Here is a 26128-nt window from a genome sequence, read left to right as displayed (position 1 = left end):
ACACGGCTCGTTCCACCCGGAACGGGAATCGCGCCACCTCGTTTTGCCCCGTAACAGGGGATCATGCGATGGCCATCTCGTTCAACCAGCTCGCGCTCTACTTCCTCGTCCTCGTGCTCGGCTGGCTGCTCGGCCTGCTGTCGCGCTCCCGCGGCGGCCGGTGGCGACGGCAATATGAGGCGGAACGGGACCAGCGGCTGGCGCTGGAGACGGCGCATGCCGATCGCGACGCCGCCGCCCGCGCCCGCATCGCCGAGCTGGAGCGGCACGAGCCCGCGATCGCCGCCGGCACCGCCGGATCGATCGCCGCCGCCGCTAGCGGCCGGCGCGACGATCTCTCGCTGATCCGCGGCATCGGCTCCGCGGGCGAGGCCCGGCTCAACGATGCCGGCATCCACCGCTTCGTCGATCTCAGCCGCATGAGCGACAGCGACGCCGCCGCGCTCGAAGGCCGCCTTGGCGCGACGCCGGGCACGATCGCACGCGAGGAGTGGCGGGAGCAGGCCGCCCTGCTCGCCAGCGGTCGCGTCGACGAGCATCGCGCACGCTTCGTCTGATCGGGCGGAAGAAAATGCGCATTGTGGCGGACGTCACAGCCACGGTTCAGGCGAATCGGCATAACGCCTCCAACGAAGGAGACGTTCGATGCAGCTTCCCACCCGCGACAGCTTCGACCGCCACGAGACGGTTCCCGCCGCGCGCACGCTGACGGCGCTCGAGCAGCGGGTGGTGCTGCTGGCCAAGCGCGACGCCGATCGCAACGCGATCGAACCGCGCACCTCGGCCTTCGCCCGCTTGATGACCATGCTGACCGGGGTGGAGGGGCCGCAGCCGCTCGCCGACGATCGGCTAGAGACGCTCCGCCGCTTCGTGGGTTTCGAGCGGCGGGGCGACCAGCGGGCGCGGGCGTTCGCCGCGAATCTGCTGGGCCTGGGCTTCTCGGCGGAAGCCGTGGCCGGCGCCGCGGCCATCGCCCGCGCCTGAGGGGCGAGCGGTTACACTTGTTTCGTTCGTAGCGTTGCGTCAGCCGTTCGTTGGAAGCGGCGTGTGAGTTTCGAAGGCCGGGCGGCGGTAAGCTCCCCGGCAGCCGGTTCCACCCGATTGCGCCGGCGGTAGTGAAGGCAGCGAGCTAATCCGTCTCTCGGCTCATGCCAAGAGACTGAACGCCTCATCTCCGTCGCTCCAGCGCAGGCTGGAGCCATTCCCAGCGTTCGCCGTAATAACGTAGGGACCTTAGGCGGATCGACATTCAGCGGATCAAGCCGATCTTCACACGCATTCTCTGCAAACCGCTCATCCTGAGGAGCCATTGAGCGTGTCGAAATGGCGTCTCGAAGGACATGGACGGTCCTTCGAGACGGGTCTTCGCCTTCGCTCAGCCCCTCCTCAGGATGAGCGGACGTGCAAAAAGCTGAATGTCGATACGCTTTAGGACGGACCCGGAGGGCAGATTGAGCGGAGGCTTGGTTTCACCCCCGCCCAACGATGCTCCGCGTCAGCCCTTCGCCAGTGCCGCCTGCGCCGCCGCCAGCCGGGCGATCGGCACGCGGTAGGGCGATGCGCTCACATAATCGAGGCCGGTCTTCTCGCAGAAGGCGATGCTCGCCGGGTCGCCGCCATGCTCGCCGCAGATGCCGAGCTTGATCGCCGGCCGCGTCGCCCGCCCGCGCTCGGCCGCCAGCTCGATCAGCTCGCCCACGCCCTCCACGTCCAGGCTGACGAACGGGTCCTTGGCGTAGATCCCCTTTTCCACATAGGTGGAGAGGAAGCGGGCGGCATCGTCGCGCGAGACGCCCAGCGTCGTCTGCGTCAGATCGTTGGTGCCGAACGAGAAGAACTCGCCCACCTCGGCGATCTCGCCGGCCTTCAGCGCGGCGCGCGGCAGCTCGATCATCGTGCCGACGAGATAGTCGATGCGCCGGCCCTTGTCGGCGAACACCGCCTCGGCCGCCTTGTCGATCACCTGCTTCATCAGCTCCAGCTCGCGCCGCGTGGCGACCAGCGGCACCATCACCTCCGGGATCGGCGCCGCGCCGGACGTCTCCGCCATGTCCACGGCCGCCTCGAAGATGGCGCGCGCCTGCATCTCGTAGATTTCGGGATAGGTCACGCCCAGCCGGCAGCCGCGATGGCCCAGCATCGGGTTGAACTCGTGCAGCTCGGCCGCGCGCCGCTTCAGCACGTCCACCGATACGTCGGCCGCCTTCGCCACCTCGGCGAACTCCTCCTCCTCGTGCGGCAGGAATTCGTGCAGCGGCGGATCGAGCAGGCGGATCGTCACCGGCAGCCCGGCCATGATCTCGAAGATCTGGGTGAAGTCGCTGCGTTGCGCCGGCAGCAGCTTGGCCAGCGCCGCCCGCCGGCCCTTCTCGTCCTCCGCCAGGATCATCTGGCGCACGGCGGTGATGCGCTCGGCATCGAAGAACATGTGCTCGGTACGGCAGAGGCCGACGCCTTCCGCGCCGAACTGGCGCGCGGTGCGGCAGTCGGCCGGGGTCTCGGCATTGGCGCGCACCTTCAGGCGACGCACCTTGTCGGCCCACACCATCAGCGTGCCGAAGTCGCCGGCCAGCTCCGGCTCCACGGTGGCCACCTGGCCCAGCATCACCTCGCCGGTCGCGCCGTCGATGGTGATGAGGTCGCCCTCCTTCACCTCGCGCCCGCCGACGCGGAAGCTGCGCGCCTTCGCGTCGATCGCCAGCGTGCCGACGCCGGAGACGCACGGCCGCCCCATGCCGCGCGCCACCACGGCGGCGTGGCTGGTCATGCCGCCGCGCGCGGTGAGGATACCCTTGGCGGCGTGCATGCCGTGAATGTCCTCGGGGCTCGTCTCCGTCCGCACCAGGATCACCGCGTCGCCCAGTTCGGTGCGCTTCTCGGCCGTGTCGCTGTCGAACACGGCGATGCCGCTGGCCGCCCCGGGCGAGGCCGGCAGCCCCTTGGCGATCACGTCGCGCGGCGCCTTGGGGTCCAGGGTCGGGTGCAGCAGCTGGTCCAGCGCGGCGGGATCGACGCGGGCGACGGCCTCCTCCTCGGTGATCAAGCCCTCGCTCGCCATGTCCACCGCGATCTTCAGCGCCGCCTTGGCGGTGCGCTTGCCCGAGCGCGTCTGGAGCATCCAGAGCGTGCCCGCTTCCACGGTGAACTCGATATCCTGCATGTCGCGATAATGCGTCTCCAGCAGGTCGAACACCTTGGCGAGTTGGCCGTACACCTCCGGCAGCGCCTCCTCCATCGAGAGCGGCTTCGCATTCGCCGCCTCGCGCGCCGCGCGCGTCAGATATTGCGGCGTGCGGATGCCCGCCACCACGTCCTCGCCCTGCGCGTTGATCAGGAACTCGCCATAATAGGCCCGGTCGCCCTTGGCCGGATCGCGGGTGAAGGCCACGCCCGTCGCCGAGGTGTCGCCCATGTTGCCGAACACCATCGCCTGCACGTTCACCGCCGTGCCCCAGGCCGCCGGAATGTCGTTCAGCCGGCGATACACCTTCGCCCGCTCCGACTGCCACGATCCGAACACCGCGCCGACGGCGCCCCACAGCTGCTCGTGCACGTCCTGCGGGAAGGGCCTGCTCCACTGCTCCTCGACGATGGCCTTGTACTGCCTGACCAGCGCCTGCCAGTCCTCGGCCGAAAGCTCGGTGTCCAGGGTGAAGCCCTTGTCCTCCTTGGCGATCTCCAGCGCCTCCTCGAAGGCGCCATGATCCAGCTCCAGCACCACGTCGGAATACATCTGGATGAAGCGGCGATAGCTGTCCCACGCGAAGCGGGCGTCGCCCGATGTCTCGGCGAGGCCGACGACCGTCTCGTCGTTGAGGCCGAGGTTCAGCACCGTGTCCATCATGCCCGGCATCGATGCGCGCGCGCCGGAGCGCACCGAGACCAGCAGCGGATCGGCGGCGAGGCCGAACGTCTTGCCGGTGATCGTCTCGATATGGGCGATGCCGTTCGCCACCTCGCGCCGCAGCGATTCGGGAAACTGCTCGCCCTCCTCATAGTAACGCTGGCACATCTCGGTCGAGATGGTGAAGCCCGGCGGCACCGGCAGCCCGATCGAGGCCATCTCGGCCAGGTTCGCGCCCTTGCCGCCCAGCAGGTTGCGATCGCCCCTGCCGCCATCGGAGACGCCGCCGCCGAAACGGTAGACGTAGCGCGGGTCCGCCGAAGATGCCGTACCGTCAGCCTCAAGAACGCTCGCCATCGTCAGCCCTCTATCTTCGCAAAGTCCGCGACATTGTGCACCGCACCACGAATACGATCAAGCAGCGCGAGACGCGACGCCCGCTTGTCCCGATCCGGATCGTTTACCGTGACCTGATCGAAGAAGGTGTCGATCGGCGCGCGCAGCCCGGCGAGGGCGGCCATCGCCCCGGCGAAATCCTCCGCCGCGACGGCCTGCGCGGCGCGCGGCGCGGCATCGTCCAGCGCCGCGATCAGCGCCGCCTCGGCCGGCTCCGGCGTGTAGGGCAGGCCGTGCCCCCGCGCCCCGTCGAGCGCGGCCACCGCCGCCGCCACGTCCGGATCGTCGACCAGCGACAGCGGATCCTCCTCGCCGGTCTGCGCGATCCCCTGCTCGCCCGCGTCGGAGAGGATCGGGGGGGCGGCGTCGGCCCACCCCTCCTTCTTCAGGATGTTGGCCGCGCGCTTGTATCCGGCGAGCAGGTTCGTCCCGTCCTCGGTCGCGACGAACGCCTGCAACGCCTCCACCCGCGCGAGCAGCCGGACGAGATCGTCCTCGCCGCCGAGCGCGAACACGGCATCGATAAGGTCGTGGCGGACGCCTGCCTCGCGCTGCTGGACCTTGAGACGTTCTGCGAAGAAGTTGAGCACCTCTTGTGGAAATATGAAAGCGTCGCCGGCCGCACTCTGGGCCAAGTCGTCGAGAAACTCGTAAGGCACCACTGCCTGCTTTTGTTCAGAGCTAAGTCTAAGGGTCTTCAGAGCAGAATTAACAGAATTTACTGAGGCAGCGAACGCGGTGTCAAACTTCTCTTCTGATACTTGCGTCAGACCAAATAGCACGAGGCGCTCAGTAGAGAGTCTAAGCTGCTGTTGAAGTATCAGCTGAATTATACCGTTAGCTGACCTTCGAAGAGCGAATGGATCCTTAGATCCGGTTGGTCGCAGATCATGAAAGAAAAAGCCAACGATGCTATCCAGCTTGTCCGCGAGGCTCACCGCCACCGTCACCGGCGCGGTCGGCACGTCGTCGCCCTGGCCGACGGGTTTGTAATGGTCGCGGATGGCGTCGGCCACCGCGTCCTGCAGGCCTCCGGCGCGGGCATAATAGCCGCCCATCACGCCCTGCAACTCGGGAAACTCGCCCACCATGCCGGTGACGAGATCGGCCTTCGCCAGTTCCGCCGCCTGTTGCGCCATGTCCGCCAGCGCCGCGCGTTCGGCCGGATCGGCTGCGGGGGCGACGATCCCCTCTTCCACCAGCCAGCGCGCCAGCTTCGCCACCCGCGCGGCCTTGTCCGCCACGGTGCCCAGCTTCTCGTGGAACACGATCCGGTCCAGCTTGCCGGCCCAGTCGGCCAGCGGCACCTTCAAATCCTGCTCCCAGAAGAATTTCGCGTCGGCGAGGCGCGCCGCCAGCACCTTCTGGTTGCCCGCCACGATGCCGGCGCCACCGTCCCGCGCGTCGATGTTGGCGGTGCACAGGAAGGCGGGCGCCAGCGCGCCGCCGGCATCCACGCAGGCGAAATATTTCTGGTTGGTCCGCATGGTCAGCTGGATCACCTCGCGCGGCACATCCAGGAAGGCCGGGTCGAAGCGGCCCAGCAGCGGCACCGGCCACTCGGTGAGGCCGGCATTCTCCGCCACCAGCCCCTCGTCCGCCACCACGCCCAGTCCCTGGGCGGCGGCGGCCCGCGCGGCGCCCTCGCTGATGATCGCGCGGCGCTCGGCGGGATCGAGGATCACGTGGGCGGCGCGCAGCTTGAACGCATAATCGTCCGCGCCACCAATCGTGATCGGGCCGGGGTGGTGGAAGCGGTGGCCCAGGGTCGCCGCGCCGGCGACGATGCCGTCCACCTCGCAGGGCACCACCGCGTCGCCCAGCAGCGCCACGATCCCCTGCAACGGCCGCACCCAGCGCAGCGACGCGGTGCTGGCGGAAGCCGCGCCCCAGCGCATCGCCTTCGGCCACGGAAAGGCCCGCACCACCGCCGGGATGGCCGTCGCCAGCACCTCCGCCGTGGCGCGGCCCGGCTTCTCGATCACCGCGTACAGCACGGCGTTGCCCTTGGCGTCCGCCCGCTCGACCAGTTGGTCGCGGGTCAGCCCGGTCTTGCCCAGAAAGCCGGCCAGCGCCTGCGGCGGGGCGTCGGCGCGCGGCCCCTTGATCTCCTCTGCCACGGCGTCGGTCGCCGGCGGCAGCCCGCGCGCGATCAGCGCCAGCCGACGCGGCGTGGCGAACGTCTCGATCGCGGCCGCGCGCAGACCCGCTTTCTCCAGCTCGGCGGCGAACAGGCGGGCGAGATCGGCGCATGCCTTCTCCTGCATCCGCGCCGGTATCTCCTCGGAGAAGAGCTCGAGCAGGAAGTCGCTCATGCCTCCCACCCCTGATGCTCCATCCACGACTTGCACGCGCCCTTCGCCAGATCGCGCACCCGGCCGATATAGGCCTGCCGCTCCGCCACCGAGATCACGCCGCGCGCCTGCAGCGTGTTGAACAGGTGGCTGGCCTTGATCGCTTGCTCGTAGGCCGGGATCGGCAGGCCGGCGGCCAGGCAGGTCTCGCACTCCGCCGCCGCCTTGCGGAACCCGTCGAACAGCCGCTCGGTATCGGCCACCTCGAAGTTCCAGCGGGACATCTGGCGCTCGTTCTCGATGAACACGTCGCCATAGGTCAGCACCGGCATGCCGGGCGCGGGATCGTTGTAGACCAGGTCGAAGATGCTGCTCTTGTTCTGGATATACATGGCCAGCCGCTCCAGCCCATAGGTCAGCTCGCCCGCCACCGGCTTGCAGTCATAGCCGCCCATCTGCTGGAAGTAGGTGAACTGCGTCACCTCCATGCCGTCGCACCACACCTCCCAGCCCAGGCCCCAGGCGCCCAGGGTCGGGCTCTCCCAGTCGTCCTCGACGAAGCGTATGTCGTGCAGCAGCGGATCGATGCCGATCGCGTCAAGGCTGCCCAGGTACAGCGCCTGCAGATCGGGCGGGCTGGGCTTCATGATGACCTGATACTGGTAGTAGGCGCCCAGCCGGTTGGGGTTCTCGCCGTAGCGGCCGTCGGTGGGGCGGCGGCAGGGCTGCACGAAGGCGGCGTTCCACGCATCCGGCCCCAGCGCGTGCAGGGTGGTGGCGGTGTGGAAGGTGCCGGCGCCCATCTCCATGTCATAGGGTTGCAGGATCACGCACCCGCGCGCGCTCCAGTAATCGTGCAGGGTCAGGATCAGCTGCTGGAAGCTGAGCGGCTTGTCGGCTGACACGGCGGAAGCCCTCTGCATCGGCGGCGGAACGGCGTCGCGTTTGGCGGATCGCCCCGGCAGGGTCAAGCCGGGCGCCGCGCACGCCCCTTCCGGACGCGCGGCTTACAGGCTAGCAGCGGCGGCATGCGCAAGGCCCTCTCCGCCCTTCTCGTCCCCCTGCTGCTCGGCGCGTGCGCGCTGCCGCGGCACGATGCGCCACCGCCGGCGCAGGCGCGCCCGGCGCTGTGGAAGCTCGCCGATGCGGACAGCACGATCTACCTGTTCGGCACCATCCACGTGCTGCCCACCGGCTATGCGTGGCAGAACGGGCCGGTGCGCGATGCCATCGCCGCCGCCCGCACGCTGGTGATCGAAACCGTGCTCGGCCCCGATCCCGCCGCTTTGTCCGCCCTGCTGATGCGGCTGGGCACGCCGGCCACGGCCGGCCTGCCGCCGATCCTGGACCGCGTGCCGGCGGAGAAGCGCGACGCGCTCGCCGCGATGATCCGGCGCAGCGGCGTGCCGGCGGCGGTGTTCGACCGGCTGGAGACGTGGACCGCCGGCCTCATGCTCGTCAGCACCACCCTGAACGACATGAAGCTCGTCGCCGGCGAGGGGGTGGAGCCGCAGATCGAGGCGCAGTTCAAGGCGCGCGCGCTGCCGGTCGAGGGGCTGGAGACGCCCGAGCAGCAGCTCGGCTTCTTCGACGGCCTGCCGGAAGACGCGCAGCGCGAGTTCCTGGCCGGCATCGTCGAGGATCCGGCGAAGATGCGCGAGGAGTTCGACGCGATGCTCGCCGCATGGGCACGCGGCGACGAGAAGGCGATCGCCGCCACCTTCGACGAGGATCTGAAGGACAGCGCCGCCCTGCGCGACGCCCTGCTCATCCGCCGCAACCGCAACTGGGCCAAGCTGCTGGAGGCGCGGCTGGCGACGCCGGGCGTCACCCTGGTGGCGGTGGGCGCGGGCCACCTCGCCGGGCCGCAATCGGTGCAGACGATGCTGGCAGCGGACGGGCTGAAGGTGCAGCGGGTGCGCTGACCGGGCGATGCTCCCGCTTCTGAGGCGGGCGACGGCTTTTGACTCCCGCACCCCTTTCGCCTATGGGCCCGCCCTCGCGCTCCGGTCATCCCTGGAGGCGGTGCGCGTGTTTCAACCAAGCGAACTGGAGACATGATATGAGCGACGTGCTCAACCTGTCGGCCGAGACGCGCGAGCGGGCAGGCAAGGGAGCCTCCCGCGCCATGCGTCGCGAAGGCCGCGTCCCCGCCGTGGTATACGGCAACAAGCAGGAAGCCCTCTCGATCCACATCGAGGAGAAGGCGCTGATGAAGATGCTGCACACCGGCCACTTCATGAACAGCGTCGTGATGATCGACGCCGGCGGCCAGAGCCTGCGCACCCTGCCCAAGGACGTCCAGTTCCACCCGGTCAGCGATCGCCCGCTTCACGTCGATTTCCTGCGCATCGGCGAGCACAGCAAGGTCCACGTGAACGTGCCGGTGCACTTCACCGACGAGGAGGCCTCGCCCGGCATCAAGCGCGGCGCGGTGCTGAACGTCGTCGTTCACGATCTGGAGCTCGTCTGCGACGCGGCCGAGATCCCGGAGCAGATCCTGATCTCGCTCGCCGGCCTCGATGTCGGCGCGACGATCCATATCTCCGACGTCAAGCTGCCTGCCGGCGCCGAGGCGGCGAGCCATGCCAGCGACCTGACGATCGCCACGATCGTCGCCCCGTCCGCGCTGCTGAGCGCCGCCGACGCGGCCGAGGATGCCGCGGCGGACGCCGCTTCCTCCGCGAGCTGACGATCCCGCCCGCCGCCCCGATCCCGGTCGGGGCGGCGGGACCGGGCCTTACTCTCACGCGGTTGGCGCCATGCAGATCTGGGTCGGCCTCGGCAATCCCGGCGCGCAACATGCGCTCAACCGGCACAATGTCGGCTTCATGGCGGTGGACGCCATAGCCGAGGTCCATGGCTTCGATCCGTGGAAGAAGGCGTTCCAAGGCTGGTCGGCTATGGGCCGCATCGGCACGCGCCGCATCCTGCTGCTGAAACCCGCCACCTTCATGAACGAGAGCGGCCGCGCCGTGGGCGAGGCGATGCGCTTCTACAAAGGCGAAGTGGGCGACGTCACCGCCTTCCACGACGAGCTCGATCTTGCGCCGTTCAAGGTGAAGGTGAAGGTGGGCGGCGGCACTGCCGGCCATAACGGCCTCCGGTCGATGGAGGCGCATATCGGCAATCCCTATCGCCGCGTGCGGATCGGCATCGGCCATCCGGGCCACAAGGATCGCGTGACCGGACACGTCCTCGGCAATTACGCCAAGGCCGAGATGGAGCCGCTGGCCGACATGCTCGGCGCGATCGCCGCCGAAGCGCCGCGCCTGGCCGAACCCGACGACGTGCGCTTCATGAACGAGGTGGCGCTGAGGCTGCAAGCTTGAGGGCGGGTGCGTGAGGCTCAACCAGGTCACCGTTGGCTGCCTCGACTATGACGCGTCCTGCGCGTTCTACACGGCCCTGGGCCTGCGGAGGATCGTGCACACCCCGCCCCGCTACGCCCGCTTCGAAACGCCGACCGGCGAAACCTTCTCGATCCACGCGATGGACATGGCCGCATCCACCACGACGATCTATTTCGAGTGCGACAACCTCGACGACCGTGTCGCGTCGCTCATGGCCGCCGGCTTGATTTTCGATCAACTGCCACGCGATGAAAGCTGGCTCTGGCGCGAGGCACGCCTGCTCGATCCCGCCGGCAACCGGATTTGCCTATATCATGCCGGGGAGAACCGCCGCTTTCCCCCGTGGCGGGTGGAATAGCGGCGGCTTCGGTCCCGATCAGCTGAAGTTCTTGGGCAGTCCGAAGTCCGCCTGGCCGCCCTGCGCGCCGGCGCCGCCCTGATGGCTCGCATCGCCATTGTCGCTCGCAAGCTCGCGCGCGCGGCGGCGGGCGACCTCCTCGGGCGTCAGCGGCAGCGTGGTCTCGGCTTCCTGGTCGGTATCGCCACCGGTCTGCTGGGTCATGTCACGTCTCCTTGGCGGATGGTGACGGGATAACGAAGCCCGCACCGCCCCGTTCCGCCGCCCGCCCCGCCGCACTGGCGCTCCACCGCGGGCGCGCCTATCGCCCGACCGTCGCCGGAGGATCCGCATGCCCAGCCGCAGCCTGTTCGTCACCCGCCTCTACGAAGATCGCATCGACGAGCCCGCCTTCCTCGCCGAGCTGGCCGATGCCTGCCGCGCCCTGGCAGCCGAGGATCGCGCCGGCCGTGCCTGGTCGCGCGATCACGGCTATCGCGGCTATACCAGCTACGCCTCGCTGGCCGACCTGCCGCAACGCGATCCGCGCTTCGCCGATCTCGTCCGCCGCCTCGCCCGCCACGTCGCGGCCTTTGCCGGCGATTGCGCCTTCGATCTCGGCGGCCGGCGGCTGAAGCTGGACAGCCTGTGGGTCAACGTCCTGAAGCCGGGTGGCGCGCACGGTGGCCACATCCACCCGCACAGCGTCGTGTCCGGCACCGTCTACGTCGTCGTGCCGGAAGGCGCCGGTGCGCTGCGGCTGGAGGATCCCCGCCTGCCGCTGATGATGGCCGCGCCCACCTTGCTGGAGGATGCCCCGGACGAGCTGCACCGGTTCGTCAAGGTCGCCCCGCGCCCCGGCACGCTGCTGCTGTGGGAAAGCTGGCTGCGCCACGAGGTGATCGCCGGTACGGGCCGGGAGGAGCGGATCAGCGTGAGCTTCAACTATCGCTGAAGCGCGCCCAGCAGCGCCGGCAGGTCGCCGGACTGCGCCATCGCCCGGCCATAGGCCGCCGCCGCCACCTCCGCCGCGCCCCGCCGTGCGGGATCGGCGAGCATCGCTTCCACGCCGTCGCGCGTGATCGGGAAGGCGCACGCCTCGGCGCCCGGCGGCAGCGCGGCCAGCGAGTGGCGCGAGGCGAGCACCGGCTTGCCATGCGCCAGCGCCTCCATCACCTTGATGTTCAGCCCGGTGCCCTCCACCGGCGACACCACCAGAGCGGCCCGCGCATAGACGCCCGAGAGCTCGTCGACGAAGCCCATCAGCGCCAGCGCCGGCCAGTCCCGCGCCAGCGCCCGCAGCTCCGGCGCGTCGCACACCTTGCCGGCCACCGCGATCTTGAACGGCGCCAGCCACGCGCGGTTCTCCGCCAGCCAGCCGGCAAGCCCCTCGACATTGTAGCGGTTCAGCGATCCCACGAAGAGGATGTCGATCGTGCGGGGCACGTCGCGATCGATCGCGATGTCCGGCGCGGTGTAGCGCGGCACGTAGAAGGTCTCGGTCGTCGGCAGCAGGATGCGGAACGCCTGCGCCTCCGCCTGCGAGATCGCGATCAGCCCGCGCACCTGCGAGAGCAGGCCCAGTTCCGATCGCATCCGCAGCAGCGCCTTCGCGCCGAACAGGGAGAGGCCGCGCAGCTTGGCGTAGCGCACGAACTTGATGTCGATCGTGTCGACGATCGCGCGCTCCAGCGGCACGCCGTTCAGCTCGGTCAGCCCGTCGGTGAAGTTGACGAGGAAGACGGTTCGCGGATCGCGCACCAGCGCCCGCAGCAGCGGCGTGGCGCCGTGGCGCGACGCGGCCGCGATCGCCCTCGCGCGGTGCGGCATCGCCATCAGCGCCAGGTTCTTCGCCCGCATGGCAAGCCGCACCGGCCGGCCGCCGGGCTCAAGGATCAGCGTCACCCCGGGGAATTGCGCGGCGAAGCGTTGCTGCGCCGCCTCCGTCCACGGCGCCACGTCATGCTCGCGATAGGAATAGACCGAGACGTCGGCGAAGTGGCGCGCCACGCAGGCGATCTGATCGGCGAAACGAATGTGGGATCCGCTTTCCGGGGCGGTGAAGTCGCCGTTCACGAAGATCACGATCCGTGCCGCCACGCCATCCTCCCTGCGCTACTCCGCGATCTTCTAGGCGGCCGCCGATGCTGCGGCGCAAAAGACCGCTCGGTTCCGGACCAGAGCGCGCGGGTGCGGCGCCACGGGCCGCGCCGCCGCCGCCACTGGCATCGCGCCGCCATTCGGCCTATCGGGGCCGATCCTTGCACTGTGGGATGGAACGATGGGTTTTCGCTGCGGTATTGTCGGGCTGCCGAACGTCGGCAAATCGACCCTGTTCAATGCGCTGACGGAGACGGCGGCGGCGCAGGCGGCGAACTATCCCTTCTGCACGATCGAGCCGAACGTCGGCCAGGTGGCCGTGCCCGATCCGCGCCTGAACGAGATCGCGCGGATCGCCCATTCCGCCAAGATCATCGAGACGCAGCTCGCCTTCGTCGACATCGCCGGGCTGGTGCGCGGCGCCTCCAAGGGCGAGGGGCTCGGCAACCAGTTCCTCGCCAACATCCGCGAGGTGGACGCGATCGTGCATGTGCTGCGCTGCTTCGAGGGCGGCGACGTGACCCATGTCGAGGGCAAGGTCGATCCGATCGCCGATGCCGAGACGGTGGAGACCGAGCTGATGCTCGCCGACCTCGGATCGCTGGAGAAGCGCGTGCCCGCCTTCCAGAAGAAGGCGGCGCAGGGCGACAAGGAGGCGAAGGCCGCCGCATCCGTGCTCGGCAAGGCGCTGGCGCTGCTGCGCGAGGGCAGCCCGGCGCGCCTCACCCGTCCGGCCGACGAGGACGAGCAGCGCATCTTCTCCCAGGCGCAGCTGCTCACCGCCAAGCCGGTGCTCTACGTGTGCAACGTGGACGAGGGATCGGCGGCGGAGGGCAACGCCCTCTCCGCCCGCGTGTTCGAGAAGGCGGCGGCGGAGGGCGCGAAGGCCGTCGTCGTCTCCGCCGCGATCGAGGCGGAGATCGTGACGCTGGATCCGGCCGACCGCGCCGAGTTCCTCTCCGATCTCGGCCTGGCCGAAACCGGCCTCGCTCGCGTGATCCGCGCCGGCTACGCGCTGCTCGATCTCATCACCTTCTTCACCGCCGGCCCCAAGGAGACGCGCGCCTGGACGGTGGATCGCGGATCGAAGGCGCCGCAGGCCGCCGGCGTGATCCACACCGACTTCGAACGCGGCTTCATCCGCGCGGAGACGATCGCCTATCCCGACTACGTCGCCTGCAACGGCGAGGCCGGCGCCCGCGAGGCTGGCAGGCTGCGCTCCGAAGGCAAGGACTATGTGACGCAGGACGGCGACATCATGCTGTTCCGCTTCAACGTGTGATCGGCGGCATGCCGATCCGCTTCGAGGATTTCGTCGTCGGCCAGGTCGATCGCTTCGGCGCCTACGCCGTCTCGCGCGAGGAGGTGCTGGCGTTCGCCGCCGCCTACGATCCGCAGCCCTTCCACCTCGACGATGCGGCGGCGGCGGCCAACCCGATCTTCGGCCGCCTCGCCGCCAGCGGCTGGCATACCGCCGCGATGACGATGCGGATGATGGTCGATCGCTGGCAGGCGCTCGGCGGCACCTCGCTCGGCTCGCCGGGGGTGGACGAGATGCGTTTCCTGAAGCCCGTCTTTCCCGGCGACATCCTCTCGGTGGAGGCGGAGGTGCTGGCGATGCGCCCGCTCGCCAGCCGGCCCGATCGCGGCGTCGTCACCTCGCGCACGCGCACGATCAACCAGGATGGCGACGCCGTCCTCTCCTTCACCGCAAGCGCGTTCTGGCCGCGCGGCTGAGGCTGTCGCGATCCTGACGGCGGCATGACAAGAGCATCATGATCGGCCGGCAACCGCTCCGCTCACCGGCGGTTAAGCCGCTGGCGCCGATCGATGCGCCGGGGCCACGCCGCCAGGCGCGGCCATTGCTGGAGACAATGACGATGAAGACCCGGCTCTTGGCGCTGGCGCTGGTGGCAGTGCCCGCCCTCTCCTCCCCCCTGCTCGCGCAGAACGCGGCCGATCAGCGGCGCTGGGATGCGGCCCAGTCCCGCTACCGGGCGGAGACGGACCGCTATTATCAGGAACGCGACCTCTACTACGACGCCCGCGCGCGCGATCGCGGCGGGCCGGGCCGCTACGGCAGCGCGCCGCCGCCCCCGCCGCCCGGCGTCGACGACGATCGCTTCGCCACCGACTATGATGCCGCGCGCGACTATCGCGACGATCCGCGCTACCGCGAGCGGGTGCTGTCGTCGAACGACCAGGTCTATCGCGGGTCGGACGGACGCTATTACTGCCAGCGCACGGACGGCACGACCGGCCTCATCATCGGCGCCGCCGGCGCGGCATCCTAGGCAACGTGCTGGACGGCGGCCGCCACCGCACCGGCGGCACCCTGATCGGCGGCGCCCTGGGCGCCCTCCTCGGCCGATCGGTGGAGCAGAACAACCAGAACGTCCGCTGCCGCTAGATCCGTCCGATCGAAAGCCTCGAACCGCTTTCGTGGAGAGAGGCCAAGCGAAGACCGGAGCAGCCACCATTCCTCCCCGGCACGGAAAGGGGGACCATCCGCAGGATGGTGGAGGGGGAGCGCGACACACGCTGCCTTGGCGCGTGCCGCGCTCCCCCTCCATGATGTTCTGCTCGCCCCCCCCCTCGGGGCGGGCGAGGTAGAAATTACCCCAGCCGCCCCTCGTGCAGCCGCACGACGCGGTCCATCTTGGCCGCCAGCCGCTCATTGTGCGTCGCGACCAGGGCCGCGCTGCCCTCGCCGCGCACCAGCCGCAGGAACTCCGCCAGCACCACGTCGGCCGTCGCCTCGTCCAGATTGCCGGTCGGCTCGTCGGCCAGCACCAGCTTCGGCGCATTGGCCAGCGCGCGCGCCACCGCCACGCGCTGCTGCTCGCCGCCGGAAAGCTGCGCCGGCCGATGCGTCAGCCGGTGCGCCAGGCCCAGCGCGCCCAGCAGCGACGCCGCCCGCGCCTCCGCATCCGGCCGCCCGGCGCCGCGGATCAGCTGCGGCAGCACGACATTCTCGGCGGCCGAGAAATCGGGCAGCAGGTGGTGGAACTGGTAGACGAAGCCCAGCGCGTCGCGCCGCACCCGTGTCCGCCCGTCATTGTCCAGGCGCGCGGCTTCCTCGCCGGCGATGCGGATCGAACCCTCGAACCCGCCCTCCAGCAGCCCCACCGCCTGCAACATCGTCGACTTGCCGGAGCCGGACGGCCCGAGCAGTGCCACGATCTCGCCCGCGCCCACGTGCAGGTCCACGCCGCGCAGCACCTCGATCACCGTCTCGCCCTGGCGGAAGCTGCGGCACAGCCCGGTCACGGCCAGCACGTCGCCGGCGCCGCGCTCACTCATAGCGCAGCACCTGCACCGGATCGGTGTTCGCCGCCTTGAACGCCGGATAGAGCGTGAACAGGAAGGCGGAGCCGATCGCCAGCGCCACGATCGCCAGCACCTCGAACGGATCGGTTTTGGCCGGCAGCTCGGTGAGGAAGCGGATCGAGGGATCCCACAGATTCTGCCCGGTGAGGAACTGGATGGCGTTCACCACCGATTGGCGGAAGAACAGGAAGACGAACGCCAGCACGATGCCCGCGGCGGTGCCCAGCGCGCCGATCGTCACCCCCACCGTCATGAAGATCTTCACCATGGCGGAGCGGGACGCCCCCATCGTCCGCAGGATGGCGATGTCGCGGGTCTTGGCGCGCACCAGCATGATCAGCGACGAGAGGATGTTGAACACCGCGACGAGGATGATGAGCGAGAGCACGACGAACATCGCTACCCGCTCCACCGCCAGCGCCTCGAACAGGGATGCGTTCATCGATCGCCAGTCGGTGACGACGCCGGATTTGCCCACCTTGTCCGCCAGCGGCGGCAGGATCGTCGCCACCCGGTCCGCGTCCACCGTCTCGATCTCCACCATGCCCACCGCGTCGCCCAGCATCAGCAGCGTCTGCGCGTCGGCGATCGGCATGATGACGAACGACTTGTCATAGTCGTAGACGCCCACCTCAAAGATCGCCGCCACCGTGTAGCTGACGATGCGCGGCACGGTGCCGAACGGCGTCGTCTGCCCCTGCGGGCTGATGAGGCTGATCTGCCCGCCCACGTTCGCGCCCAGCGCCTCGGCAAGCCGCGCGCCGATCGCCACCCGGCCGCTGCCGGGCGTCACGTCGGCCATGTTGCCGGCGACCACCTTCTCCTGGATCGTGCGGTTGGCGCGGATGTCCTCCGGCAGCATGCCGCGCACCAGCACGCCCTCCACCCGGCCCTCGTAGCTGGCCATCAGCGGCTGTTCGATCAGCGGCGTCGCCTTGGTGATGCCGGGGGTGGCGCGGGCGGTGCGGACGATATCCTGCCAGTCGGGCAGGCGGCCGCCATAGCCCTGCACCACGGCGTGGCCGTTCAGCCCGATGATCTTGTCGAACAGCTCGGCACGGAAGCCGTTCATCACCGACATGACGATGATGAGCGCGGCGACCCCCAGCATCACCGCCACCAGGCTGATCGAGGCGACGAGGAAGATGAACCCCTCGCCCTTGCCCGGCAGCAGATAGCGCCGGGCGATCATGCGTTCGTAGGAGGAGAGGATCACCCCGCCATCCTCGTCAGCGCCTCGTCGGCGGCGATCTCCACCTTCTCGCCGGTGGCGCGGTTCTTCAGCTCCACAACGCCCCGCTCCAGCCCCTTGGGGCCGATCACGATCTGCCAGGGCAGGCCGATCAGGTCCATCGTCGCGAACTTGGCGCCGCCGCGCTCGTCGCGATCGTCGTACAGCACCTCCACGCCTGCCGCCGAGAGCTTCGCGTAGAGATCGTCGGCGGCGGCGGTGCAGGCCGCGTCGTCCGCACGCATGTTGATGAGGCCCACCTTGTACGGCGCGACCGACTCGGGCCAGACGATGCCGCGATCGTCGTGGCTCGCCTCGATGATGGCGCCCACCAGCCGCGATACGCCGATGCCGTAGCTGCCCATCTGCGGGATCACCTCGGCCCCCTCCGGCCCCTGCACCTTCAGGCCCATCGCGGCCGAATATTTGGTGCCAAAGTAGAAGATGTGTCCCACCTCGATGCCGCGCGACTGTTTCAGCGCCTCGCCCGCCGCCGCCTCCCGCTCCGGATCGCGCTTCTCGTCGGTGGCGGCGTAATCGGCGGTGAGGCCGGAGACGAAGGTCTGCAGCGCCGCCGCGTCGTCGGCATCCACCTGCAGCAGCCGGTCCCGCTCCCAGTTCGCGTGATAGAACACCTCGCTCTCGCCGGTCGGCGCCAGCACGATGAACTCGTGGGAAAGGTCGCCGCCGATCGGGCCGGTATCGGCCTGCATCGGGATCGCGCGCAGGCCCAGCCGGGCATAGGTGCGCAGATAGGCCACGAACATGCGGTTGTAGCTGTGGCGCGCGCCCGCCTCGTCCAGATCGAACGAGTAGGCGTCCTTCATCAGGAACTCGCGCCCGCGCATCACGCCGAAGCGGGGCCGCACCTCGTCGCGGAACTTCCACTGGATGTGGTAGAGCGTGCGCGGCAGGTCGCGATAGCTGCGCGCGCCGTCGCGGAACAGGGCGGTGATCATCTCCTCGTTGGTCGGCCCGTAGAGCATCTCGCGCTCGTGCCGGTCGGTGATGCGCAGCATCTCCGGCCCGTAGGCGTCGTAGCGGCCGGACTGGCGCCAGAGATCGGCCGATTGCAGCGTCGGCATCAGCAGCTCGATCGCGCCCGCCTTGTCCTGCTCCTCGCGCACGATCTGCTCGATCCTGCGCAGCACGCGATGCCCCAGCGGCAGCCAGGCGTAGATGCCGGCGGCGGTCTGGCGGATCATGCCCGCGCGCAGCATCAGCTTGTGGCTGACGATCTGCGCGTCGGCCGGCGACTCCTTCATCACGGGCAGGAAGTGGCGGGAAAGACGCATAACGGCTCGTTGATCCTCTGGGTGTTGCGCCGCTCTAGGCTGGCGGGTGCCTTGGGGCAACCGGCAGGGCTGTTGCGCAATAGGCACAGGCCCCGCCATTTCGGCGGCAGCCCGCGACATCCGTCATGACATGGAACGGAAACATAGCTACCAGAATGGCCACGAGCACAGGCGCAAGGCCATGGTTCGGGGAGGCCTCGGCGCCCCGCTGCACCGTTCGGGGGGACGGACGCAGCGTGCGGGCGCCGAGCCGACTATTGGGGGTTGACGAGCTTTCGTCATGCGGGCGCCCGGGTCGCAAAATGCGATCCGGGCGTTCGGCTTTTCTGGCCTTGGTGGACACCGCCGGACCCTTGGCGGTCCCCTTGCGTTTCCCATGGCACCCGCAAGCAGGAGATCATGCGATGGCCAGCCAGCCCCCCGTGCCCGAAGTGCCCAACGACGCGCCGGTCGATCCGCCGATCCCTTCCCCGGCCGATCCGATCCCGGCCGCGCCCTCCGACCCGGTCTGAGCTTTACGATCCGCTAACCGCATGCGGCCTATGGTGGCCGCATGCTCTTCCCGTTCCGCACGAGCGCGATCTTCCGCAACCGCTGGGTGGCGCTCATGTGGGCCGCAGGCGTCTGCTTCATGGCGTCGGAGATCGTCGACAGCGTGGCCGGCATCGGCGGCAAGGCTCCGTCGGCGAGCCACGCGGCCCCTGCCGGATCAAGCGACGATCCGGTCGCCGTCGCCCTCGGCAACGCTCGTCCGCCCACCATCGCCAACGCTCCGCCTCCGCCGACCGACATCGCGCGCTGACACCGGCGGGAGCGTGCGAAACGCTCGACGTCGATCAGAGCGTATGGACATTGAGCGAACCAAGCCGATTCTTACACGTATTCTGGGCAAACCGCTCATCCTGAGGACCTATTGAGCGTGTCGAAATGGCATCTCGAAGGGCATGACTGGTCCTTCGAGACGGGTCTTCGCCTCCGCTCAGCCCTTCCTCAGGATCAGCGGACATGCGAAAAGCTCAGCGTCGATCTGGCCTGCTGAACACCCGGACTGGCGAAGCGGCGTCTCGAAGAACGCCGCCTTCCCGCTACACCAGCCGGCTCTGCCTGAGCGCCGCCGCGATGAAGCTGGCGAACAGCGGGTGGGGATCGAACGGCTTCGATTTCAGCTCCGGGTGAAACTGCACGCCGACGAACCAGGGATGATCCGGCCGCTCGACGATCTCCGGCAGGGTGCCGTCGGGCGACATGCCGGAGAAGACGAGCCCGCCTTCCTCCAGCGCCGCGCGATAGTGGACGTTCACCTCGAAGCGGTGGCGGTGCCGCTCGCTGATCGTCTCCGCGCCGTAGATGCCGCGCACCTGGCTGTTGCCGGCCAGCTTCGCCGGATAGGCGCCCAGCCGCATCGTGCCGCCAAGATCGCCCTCGACCGATCGCAGCTCGCGCCCGCGCTCCGACTCCCACTCGGTGATGAGGCCGACGACGGGCTCGGTGGTGGGGCCGAACTCGGTGGTGGAGGCGGCGGCGATGCCGGCGGTGTTGCGCGCGCCCTCGATGCAGGCCATCTGCATACCCAGGCAGATGCCGAAGAACGGCACCCGCCGCTCCCGCGCGAAGCGGACGCTGGCGATCTTGCCCTCCGATCCGCGCTCGCCGAAGCCGCCCGGCACCAGGATCGCGTGCAGCGGCTCCAGCTGCGCCGCCACGTCCGACTCGTCCGATTCGAACAGCTCGGCATCCAGCCAGCGGATGTTCACCTTCACCCGGTTGGCGATGCCGCCGTGCACCAGTGCCTCGTGCAGCGACTTGTAGGCGTCCAGCAGCCCGGTATATTTGCCGACGACACCCACCGTCACCTCGCCCTCGGGATTGCCGAGCCGGTCGAGTATGTCGTCCCACCGCCGCAGGTCCGGGCTGGGGCCGGGCGGAATGGAGAAGGCGTCCAGCACCGCCGCGTCCAGTCCCTCGGCATGATATTGCAGCGGCACGCCGTAGATCGTCCGCGCGTCCAGCGCGGGGATCACCGCCTCCTTGCGCACGTTGCAGAACAGGGCGATCTTCGCGCGCTCGCCCTCCGGCAGCGGCCGGTCGCAGCGGCAGACGAGCACGTCGGGCTGGATGCCCAGCGCTGTCAGGTCGCGCACGCTGTGCTGGGTCGGCTTGGTCTTCAGCTCGCCCGCCGCCGCGATATAGGGCACCAGGGTGAGGTGCACGAACACGCTGGCGTTGCGGCCCAGATCGTTCCGCAACTGGCGGATCGCCTCCATGAACGGCAGCGATTCGATGTCGCCCACGGTGCCGCCGATCTCGCACAGCACGAAATCGAGATCGTCGGTATCGGCGCGGGCGAACTGCTTGATCGCGTCCGTCACGTGCGGGATCACCTGCACCGTGGCGCCCAGATAGTCGCCGCGCCGCTCCTTGGCGATGATCGTCTGGTAGATGCGGCCGGACGTGACGTTGTCGCTCTGGCGGCCCGGCACGCCGGTGAACCGCTCGTAATGGCCGAGGTCGAGATCGGTCTCGGCCCCGTCGTCGGTCACGAACACCTCGCCATGCTGGTAGGGCGACATCGTGCCGGGATCGACGTTGAGGTACGGATCGAACTTGCGGATGCGGACCCTATAGCCGCGCGCCTGGAGGAGAGCGGCGAGGCTGGCCGCCATGAGGCCCTTGCCGAGCGAGGAGACCACGCCGCCGGTGATGAAGATGAACCGCGTCATGGGAGGAGAGCCCTAGCCGGGGATCGGCGACACCCGCAAGGGCGCGCACGATCGAAGTGGGATGAACGGAGAAAGGCGCCGGGGGCGATCGCCGAGAGTGAAGGCGAGGACCGCGAGGCGAACCCGTCGGGGCGCGGCTGCGCGAGGCTGAGCCCCCGCCGCGAGGAACGGCCCGCTAATCTCCTCGTCGTTCCAGCAGGGGCTGCGATCCATCGCTCTCACCGCCGCAGCCGTTTGAGAGAGTGGCTCCAACCCTCGCCGCAGCGACGACGATAAGGGCCGGGGCGCCCTCGGCTCTACAGCCGGCCCTCCTCCGAGGGCCGGCGGATCAGGTCATTGTCCGGAGGGCGTCTGCGTCGGCGTCGTCACGGGCGCGGGCGGCGTGATCGTCACCGGCTCCGCGGCGGCGGCGGCCGGCCTGGCGGGCGCCGTCCTCGTCTCGGCCTTCGGCGTCTCGGCGCGCGGCTTGGCGGTCGTCTCGCGGGCCGCAGGCGTCTCGCGGGTCGCGGCCGGCTCCCCGGCGCGCGTCGTAACGGGCGCCACCTGGGCCGGCGCGGTGGCCGGGCCGGCGGTGCCCGGCGTCGCCGGCACGATCGCGCCGGTGCCGCTCGACGGGCCGTTGGCGGCGGCGCCGGCCGCGGCGGCGCTCAGCGGATCGGCGGCCAGCGGCACGCTGGTGGCAGGCAGGCTCGGCGCCGTCGGGCGGGCGAGCGAGGTGTCGATCTCGCGCGGGCCGCGCTGGAAGGTGGCGAGCGCCGCCAGGCCGATCGAGAGCAGGATGAAGGCGGAGGCGAGGATCGTCGTCGCCCGCGTCAGGAAGTCGGCGGCGCCGCGCGCGCTCATCAGGCCGGAGGGGCTGCCCCCCATGCCGAGCCCGCCACCCTCCGATCGCTGCATCAGGATCACGGCGACCAGGGCTGCCGCGATGATCGCATGCACGACGAGGAGGAAGGTGAACATGGCGTCTCTTTTCTCGAATCTTGATCGGTGCGGAACCGCCGGATGGCCGCCGTGCCCCGCCGCCCGGGCAGCGGCCGGGCCTTTGTCTCGCGCCTCTACAGGCTAAGCGCCAGCCGTTCAACCGGCCCGACGGCAGGCGCCCGGCGCTACCGCGCGCCCGTCAGATCCGCCGGCAGCGTCGGCTCCGAGATCACCCGCGCCATCGCCCGCCAGCGCGCCGCCGCATCCGCGCCGGCCGCCTCGACATGCGCGCGCACCATCTCCTGCCCCAGTCCGTAGTTTATCACGTAGCTGCGGTAGGTATCGTCGAAGCGGATGCCCTGCTCCGCCTTGGCGCGCGAGACGAGACCGTAGGTGCGGGTCAGCGCGATCGCCTTCTCGCGATCGATGCGGCCATCCAGATACATCTGCGCGATCGTCATGCGCGCACCGGCGAGTTCCTTCATTGCCTTGCGCAGCGCATCGTAGGCGGGCGCCGCGCGCGGATCGAGCCCGGCGAGCGGATAGAGCGTCCGCGCCTCGAACGCCTCCGCCTCGTCGCCGGGGAAGGCCAGGTCGATGCCGTAATTGGCCGATCCTTCCGCGATCAGCGACTGCGGGCTGAACAGCGGATAGACGGTGAACTCGATCCAGCCCCTGCCCACCGCCAGATCCCGTTCCAGCAGCATGTTGAGCGCGTGGTGGCCCGGATAGCCCTCGTGGCAGCCCAGATCGATCGCCCGGCCGATGGGGATCGGCAGATCGGTGTTGATCTGGATCAGGCTCGTGGCCCGGCCCTCATACCAGTTGTAGCCGCTCCACGGCTTGTTCTTCACCAGCTCCAGCCGGAAGGTCTCGGCCGGCGGCAGGGCGATGTGGCGCAGGGTGCGGGCGCGGCACTCGGCGATGGCGGCGCGCATCACCGGCTCGATCCGTGCGGGCGGGATCGTGTAGCGCGCGTTGAACGCGTCCACCCGCTCGGCCAGCGGCCCGTCGCCCGGCACGATCGACGCGATCCGGGCGAGCACCGGATCGAAGGCGGAGAGCGGCTTCAGCGCCGGCCGCACCGCGAACAGCCCCTCCGCCTCGTCGACGAACGGCAGCTTCGCGCCGCCGGCCATCGCCATCCGCGTGCGCGCGGCGGTCAGCTGCGCGGCCAGGAAGGCGGCGCGGCGGCGATCGATCGGCGCCAGCGTCGCGCGATCCACCTGCCCCAGCCGGCGGCCGAGGGCGGCGGCATCGGCCGCCAGCGTCGCCACCGCGCGCGGATGCGCCTTCGCCGCCTCGGCCCACGCCTTCGGCCCGTAATAGGCGTCGACATAGCCGGGCTCGCGCTCGCCCATCTCCAGGGTCAGGTGGACATAGTCCTCGGCGATCCGATCCAGCGCGGTCGGCGCGCGCGGCGGCGCTGCTGCTGGCGCGGCGGCCGGCAGCAGCGCCAGCGCCACCGCGGCGATCCACGCCCTCACGCGGCGGCGGCGCCGGCGATGATCGGCACGAACTGCGCCGCCGTCAGGCTCGCGCCGCCCACCAGCGCGCCGTCCACCTCGGCCACCGCCATCAGCTCCGCCGCATTTTCCGGCTTCACCGATCCGCCGTAGAGGATGCGCACCTTCGGCCCCTCGTCGTCCAGCAGCTGGTCCAGCTTGGCGCGGATCGCCGCGTGCATCTCGGCCACGTCGGCCACGGAAGGCGTGCGGCCGGTGCCGATCGCCCACACCGGCTCGTAGGCGATCACCAGGGTGTCGCCGGTGCCCTCGCGCGGCACCGATCCGTCGAGCTGGCCCGCCACCACGGCGAGCGCGTGGCCGGCGTCGCGCTCGGCCTCCGTCTCGCCGACGCACAGGATCGCGGTGAGGCCGGCGGCGATCGCGGCCGATGCCTTGGCCTGCACCTCCGCGTCGGTCTCGTGATTGTCGGCGCGCCGCTCGCTGTGGCCGACGATGGCCAGGCTCGCGCCCGCCTCCACCAGCATCGCGGCAGAGACGCAGCCGGTATGCGCGCCCTTCTGCGCCATGTGGACATCCTGCGCGCCGATGGCGAGGCCGGGCACGCGTGCGGCGGCCGGCGCGATCAGGGTGAAGGGCGGGCAGATCGCCACGTCCAGCGTGGTGTGCGCGTCCGCCGCCGCCAGGATCGCGTCCAGCTCCGCCAGCGCGGCCTGCGATCCGTTCATCTTCCAGTTGCCCGCCACCAGCTTGCGCAATGCCATCGCCAGACGATCCCTTGTCCCTTGCCCTGAAAGCCCGTTGCCCAGAAAACCCGGCCCGTAGCAAGGCGCGCGCCGCTTGTCGCCCCGCTCCCGCCTCTCTATGGCGGCGCGATTGCTTCGCAACGGATGGCCGATGATCACTTTCTTCCGCAAGGCGCTGTCCTCCTGGCTGGTGCTGGGGCTGCTGGGCCTCGTCATGATCGCCTTCATCGTCACCGGCGTGGCCGGCCCCGGCGGCAGGGGCGCCGCACCTTCCGGCGGCGGCGAGAGCATCGCCAAGGTGGGAAGCGAGCGGATCGGCGCGGGCGACATCCGCCGCCGCGCGCAGAACGGCCTCGCCCAGGCGCGCCAGCAGGATCAGTCGCTGGACATGACCCGCTTCGTCAACGAGGGCGGGCTCGATCAGACGATCGGCCAGTATGTCGCCGCCCGCGCGATGGAGATCTGGGCGCGCGCCCAGGGCCTCGCCGTCAGCCCCAAGCTCGTCGATGGCGAGATCGCCAGCATCGGCGCGTTCAACGGGCCGACCGGCAAGTTCGACGCCAACATCATGCGCCAGGTGCTGAACCAGCAGCGCATGACGGAGGCGATGCTGCGTACGGAGCTGGCCGGCGACGCGATCCGCAAGCAGCTGCTGATCCCGGTCGCGGGCGCGGCGAAGGTGCCGCTCGGCATCGTCACGCCCTATGCCTCGCTGCTGCTGGAAGCGCGCGCCGGCAGCATCGGCGTGGTGCCGAGCGAGGCGCTGCCCGCCGGCCCGCCGCCGACGGAGGCGGAGGTCGCCGCCTTCTACGCCAAGAACAGCGGCCGGTACGCCATCCCGGAACGCCGCGCGATCCGCTACGCGATCTTCGGGCGGGACGAGGGCGTCGCGCCGACCGAGGCGGAGGTCGCCGCCTTCTACAAGGCGAACGCGTCCGTCTACGGCGCGCGTGAGGCCCGCACCCTGCAGCAGATCATCCTGCCGGATCAGACCGCCGCCAACGCCTTCGTCGCCAAGGTGCGCGGCGGCACCAGCTTCACCGATGCCGCCAAAGCCGCCGGCTTCACCGCCGCCGACACGGCACTCGGCGAGATCGCGCGGGACAAGCTGGCCGCCCAGGCATCGCCTGCCGTGGCCGCCGCCGCCTTCGCCGCCCCGGCCGGGCAGGTGACGCAGCCGGTGAAGGCGGCGCTGGGCTTCTACGTGATCAAGGTGGACGCGGTGAAGCCGGTCGCGGCCCGCCCGCTGGAAGCGGTGCGCGGGGAGATCGCCGCGAGCCTGACGAAGCAGAAGGCGGACGAGCGGCTCGCCGCGCGCGTGGCGGCGATGGAGGACGCGATCTCCGGCGGCGCCAGCTTCGACGACGTGGTCAAGGCGCAGAAGCTGACTGCCGTGACGACGCCGCCGGTGCTGGCGAACGGCCTGGCGCCAGGCGTGGCCGACTGGCGGACCCCGCCCGAGCTGCCGCTGCTGGTGGGCCAGGTGACGGATGCGACCGCCGATGACGATCCGATCGTCGCGACGATCGGCAAGGGGGAGCGGTACGCGCTCGTGAAGGTCGCGCAGGTGGTGCCGGCGGCGCCGGCGCCGCTCGCCCAGGTGCGCCCGCAGATCGTCGACGGCCTCACCAAGGCGCATGCGGCGGTGCGCGCCAAGGCGGTGGCGGAGGCGATCATCGCCAAGGTGAAGGCCGGCACGCCGATGGCGCAGGCCTTCGCCGCGGCCGGCGTGAAGCTGCCGGCACCGCAGCCGGCGCGCGCGCGACAGGCGGATCTGGCGCAGGCGGATCGCCAGGTGCCGCCGCCGCTGGCGCTGATGTTCAGCATGCGGCAGGGCGATACCAAGCTGCTCGCCGCGCCGCAGGCGGCCGGCTGGTTCGTCGTCCACCTCGATACCGTCACGCCCGGCGACGCGCGCACCCAGCCGAGCCTGATCGACGCCACCCGCAACCAGTTCAACCGGGTGACGGGCGAGGAGTATATCGAGCAGTTCGCCAACGCCGCCGCCAAGGAAGTCGGCGTCACCCGCGACGACAAGGCCATCGCGCGCCTGCGCGCCGAACTGCTCGGCGGCGGCACCGCCGAGCAGTGAGCG

General features: G+C 70.1%; 24 protein-coding genes and 1 pseudogene. 13 read left to right on the top strand and 12 right to left on the bottom strand.

What is annotated here, in order from left to right:
- Positions 1 to 68: 68 nt before the first annotated feature.
- Both GNT64_RS04040 and GNT64_RS04035 read left to right on the top strand, forming a co-directional pair.
- Entirely contained in the window at positions 69 to 557 is a 489-nt protein-coding gene (locus GNT64_RS04040) for a hypothetical protein (protein WP_156678345.1), read from the top strand.
- Between the two features lie 88 nt (positions 558 to 645).
- Positions 646 to 984: a hypothetical protein gene (locus GNT64_RS04035; protein WP_156678344.1), complete on the top strand. Its 339-nt coding sequence runs from the start codon at positions 646 to 648 to the stop codon at positions 982 to 984.
- A 511-nt stretch (positions 985 to 1495) separates the two neighbouring features.
- Here the strand turns inward: GNT64_RS04035 and ppdK are convergent.
- The 3 genes from ppdK to GNT64_RS04020 are packed head-to-tail and all read right to left on the bottom strand — an operon-like array spanning position 1496 to position 7457.
- Positions 1496 to 4201, bottom strand: coding sequence for a pyruvate, phosphate dikinase (gene ppdK, locus GNT64_RS04030; protein ID WP_156678343.1), 2706 nt, complete (start codon positions 4199 to 4201; stop codon positions 1496 to 1498).
- A gap of 2 nt (positions 4202 to 4203) precedes the next feature.
- Positions 4204 to 6555, bottom strand: coding sequence for a glycine--tRNA ligase subunit beta (gene glyS, locus GNT64_RS04025; RefSeq protein ID WP_156678342.1), 2352 nt, complete (start codon positions 6553 to 6555; stop codon positions 4204 to 4206).
- Entirely contained in the window at positions 6552 to 7457 is a 906-nt protein-coding gene (locus tag GNT64_RS04020; RefSeq protein ID WP_197277276.1) for a glycine--tRNA ligase subunit alpha, read from the bottom strand. Before GNT64_RS04020 ends, glyS begins: the two co-directional genes overlap by 4 nt.
- Before the next feature lie 105 nt (positions 7458 to 7562).
- Between GNT64_RS04020 and GNT64_RS04015 the strand changes: the two genes are divergently transcribed.
- The 4 genes from GNT64_RS04015 to GNT64_RS04000 all read left to right on the top strand — a co-directional run bounded on the left by GNT64_RS04015 (position 7563) and on the right by GNT64_RS04000 (position 10245).
- On the top strand, positions 7563 to 8459 hold the full coding sequence (locus GNT64_RS04015; protein ID WP_156678341.1) for a TraB/GumN family protein: 897 nt from the start codon (positions 7563 to 7565) through the stop codon (positions 8457 to 8459).
- Positions 8460 to 8596: 137 nt separating this feature from the next.
- The gene (locus tag GNT64_RS04010) at positions 8597 to 9226 is read left to right on the top strand and encodes a 50S ribosomal protein L25/general stress protein Ctc (RefSeq protein WP_156678340.1); all 630 of its coding nucleotides are present in this window, start codon (positions 8597 to 8599) and stop codon (positions 9224 to 9226) included.
- A 70-nt stretch (positions 9227 to 9296) separates the two neighbouring features.
- A complete protein-coding gene (pth, locus tag GNT64_RS04005) occupies positions 9297 to 9866 on the top strand; it encodes an aminoacyl-tRNA hydrolase (protein ID WP_156678339.1) in 570 nt (189 codons plus the stop codon).
- Positions 9867 to 9876: 10 nt separating this feature from the next.
- A complete protein-coding gene (locus tag GNT64_RS04000; RefSeq protein WP_156678338.1) occupies positions 9877 to 10245 on the top strand; it encodes a VOC family protein in 369 nt (122 codons plus the stop codon).
- A gap of 18 nt (positions 10246 to 10263) precedes the next feature.
- Here GNT64_RS04000 and GNT64_RS03995 read toward each other — a convergent pair whose 3' ends face one another.
- Positions 10264 to 10449 (bottom strand): hypothetical protein, encoded by a 186-nt coding sequence (locus GNT64_RS03995; protein WP_156678337.1) that lies wholly within the window; start codon positions 10447 to 10449, stop codon positions 10264 to 10266.
- Positions 10450 to 10576: 127 nt separating this feature from the next.
- Here GNT64_RS03995 and GNT64_RS03990 point away from each other — a divergent pair, with 127 nt between their 5' ends.
- The gene (locus GNT64_RS03990; RefSeq protein ID WP_156678336.1) at positions 10577 to 11179 is read left to right on the top strand and encodes a TIGR02466 family protein; all 603 of its coding nucleotides are present in this window, start codon (positions 10577 to 10579) and stop codon (positions 11177 to 11179) included.
- Here the strand turns inward: GNT64_RS03990 and GNT64_RS03985 are convergent.
- On the bottom strand, positions 11170 to 12324 hold the full coding sequence (locus GNT64_RS03985; RefSeq protein WP_156678335.1) for a glycosyltransferase family 4 protein: 1155 nt from the start codon (positions 12322 to 12324) through the stop codon (positions 11170 to 11172). The two genes, GNT64_RS03990 and GNT64_RS03985, sit on opposite strands and share 10 nt — an antisense overlap.
- A 181-nt stretch (positions 12325 to 12505) precedes the next feature.
- Here GNT64_RS03985 and ychF point away from each other — a divergent pair, with 181 nt between their 5' ends.
- The 4 genes from ychF (at position 12506) to GNT64_RS22225 (ending at position 14734) form a co-directional block, all read left to right on the top strand.
- Entirely contained in the window at positions 12506 to 13606 is a 1101-nt protein-coding gene (gene ychF, locus GNT64_RS03980) for a redox-regulated ATPase YchF (protein WP_156678334.1), read from the top strand.
- Positions 13607 to 13614: 8 nt separating this feature from the next.
- Positions 13615 to 14061 (top strand): MaoC family dehydratase, encoded by a 447-nt coding sequence (locus tag GNT64_RS03975; RefSeq protein ID WP_197277275.1) that lies wholly within the window; start codon positions 13615 to 13617, stop codon positions 14059 to 14061.
- 143 nt (positions 14062 to 14204) lie between these two features.
- Positions 14205 to 14618, top strand: a complete 414-nt coding sequence (locus tag GNT64_RS03970) for a hypothetical protein (RefSeq protein ID WP_338420408.1) — start codon at positions 14205 to 14207, stop codon at positions 14616 to 14618.
- A gap of 5 nt (positions 14619 to 14623) precedes the next feature.
- Positions 14624 to 14734, top strand: coding sequence for a glycine zipper 2TM domain-containing protein (locus GNT64_RS22225; protein WP_338420407.1), 111 nt, complete (start codon positions 14624 to 14626; stop codon positions 14732 to 14734).
- A gap of 206 nt (positions 14735 to 14940) precedes the next feature.
- Here GNT64_RS22225 and GNT64_RS03965 read toward each other — a convergent pair whose 3' ends face one another.
- From GNT64_RS03965 to proS, 3 genes are read right to left on the bottom strand one after another with little or no spacing between them, the layout of a single operon-like run.
- Complete coding sequence (locus tag GNT64_RS03965; protein WP_156678333.1) at positions 14941 to 15627, bottom strand: ABC transporter ATP-binding protein; 687 nt, start codon at positions 15625 to 15627, stop codon at positions 14941 to 14943.
- Complete coding sequence (locus GNT64_RS03960; RefSeq protein WP_156678332.1) at positions 15620 to 16870, bottom strand: lipoprotein-releasing ABC transporter permease subunit; 1251 nt, start codon at positions 16868 to 16870, stop codon at positions 15620 to 15622. The genes GNT64_RS03965 and GNT64_RS03960 overlap by 8 nt, the downstream gene beginning before the upstream one ends.
- A complete protein-coding gene (gene proS, locus GNT64_RS03955; RefSeq protein WP_156678331.1) occupies positions 16867 to 18180 on the bottom strand; it encodes a proline--tRNA ligase in 1314 nt (437 codons plus the stop codon). The genes GNT64_RS03960 and proS overlap by 4 nt, the downstream gene beginning before the upstream one ends.
- Positions 18181 to 18733: 553 nt before the next feature.
- Here proS and GNT64_RS03950 point away from each other — a divergent pair.
- Complete coding sequence (locus tag GNT64_RS03950) at positions 18734 to 18982, top strand: hypothetical protein (RefSeq protein ID WP_156678330.1); 249 nt, start codon at positions 18734 to 18736, stop codon at positions 18980 to 18982.
- A gap of 283 nt (positions 18983 to 19265) precedes the next feature.
- Here GNT64_RS03950 and GNT64_RS03945 read toward each other — a convergent pair whose 3' ends face one another.
- From GNT64_RS03945 to tpiA, 4 genes and pseudogenes are all read right to left on the bottom strand, one after another.
- Positions 19266 to 20900 carry a CTP synthase gene (locus tag GNT64_RS03945; RefSeq protein ID WP_156678329.1) on the bottom strand — a complete coding sequence of 545 codons (1635 nt, stop codon included), beginning with the start codon at positions 20898 to 20900 and terminating at the stop codon, positions 19266 to 19268.
- A gap of 579 nt (positions 20901 to 21479) precedes the next feature.
- Positions 21480 to 21860: pseudogene (gene secG, locus GNT64_RS21500) on the bottom strand (preprotein translocase subunit SecG); the annotation flags it as partial.
- Between the two features lie 146 nt (positions 21861 to 22006).
- Complete coding sequence (locus GNT64_RS03935) at positions 22007 to 23308, bottom strand: hypothetical protein (RefSeq protein WP_231639246.1); 1302 nt, start codon at positions 23306 to 23308, stop codon at positions 22007 to 22009.
- Positions 23305 to 24051 (bottom strand): triose-phosphate isomerase, encoded by a 747-nt coding sequence (tpiA, locus tag GNT64_RS03930; protein ID WP_156678327.1) that lies wholly within the window; start codon positions 24049 to 24051, stop codon positions 23305 to 23307. Before tpiA ends, GNT64_RS03935 begins: the two co-directional genes overlap by 4 nt.
- A gap of 133 nt (positions 24052 to 24184) precedes the next feature.
- Between tpiA and GNT64_RS03925 the strand changes: the two genes are divergently transcribed.
- A complete protein-coding gene (locus tag GNT64_RS03925; protein ID WP_156678326.1) occupies positions 24185 to 26125 on the top strand; it encodes a SurA N-terminal domain-containing protein in 1941 nt (646 codons plus the stop codon).
- Positions 26126 to 26128: the final 3 nt, after the last annotated feature.

The organism is Sphingomonas profundi (assembly GCF_009739515.1).
Lineage (GTDB): Bacteria > Pseudomonadota > Alphaproteobacteria > Sphingomonadales > Sphingomonadaceae > Alterirhizorhabdus > Alterirhizorhabdus profundi.
Note: the sequence above shows the minus strand (reverse complement) of the source record. Positions and strands in the feature narration are given on the sequence as shown.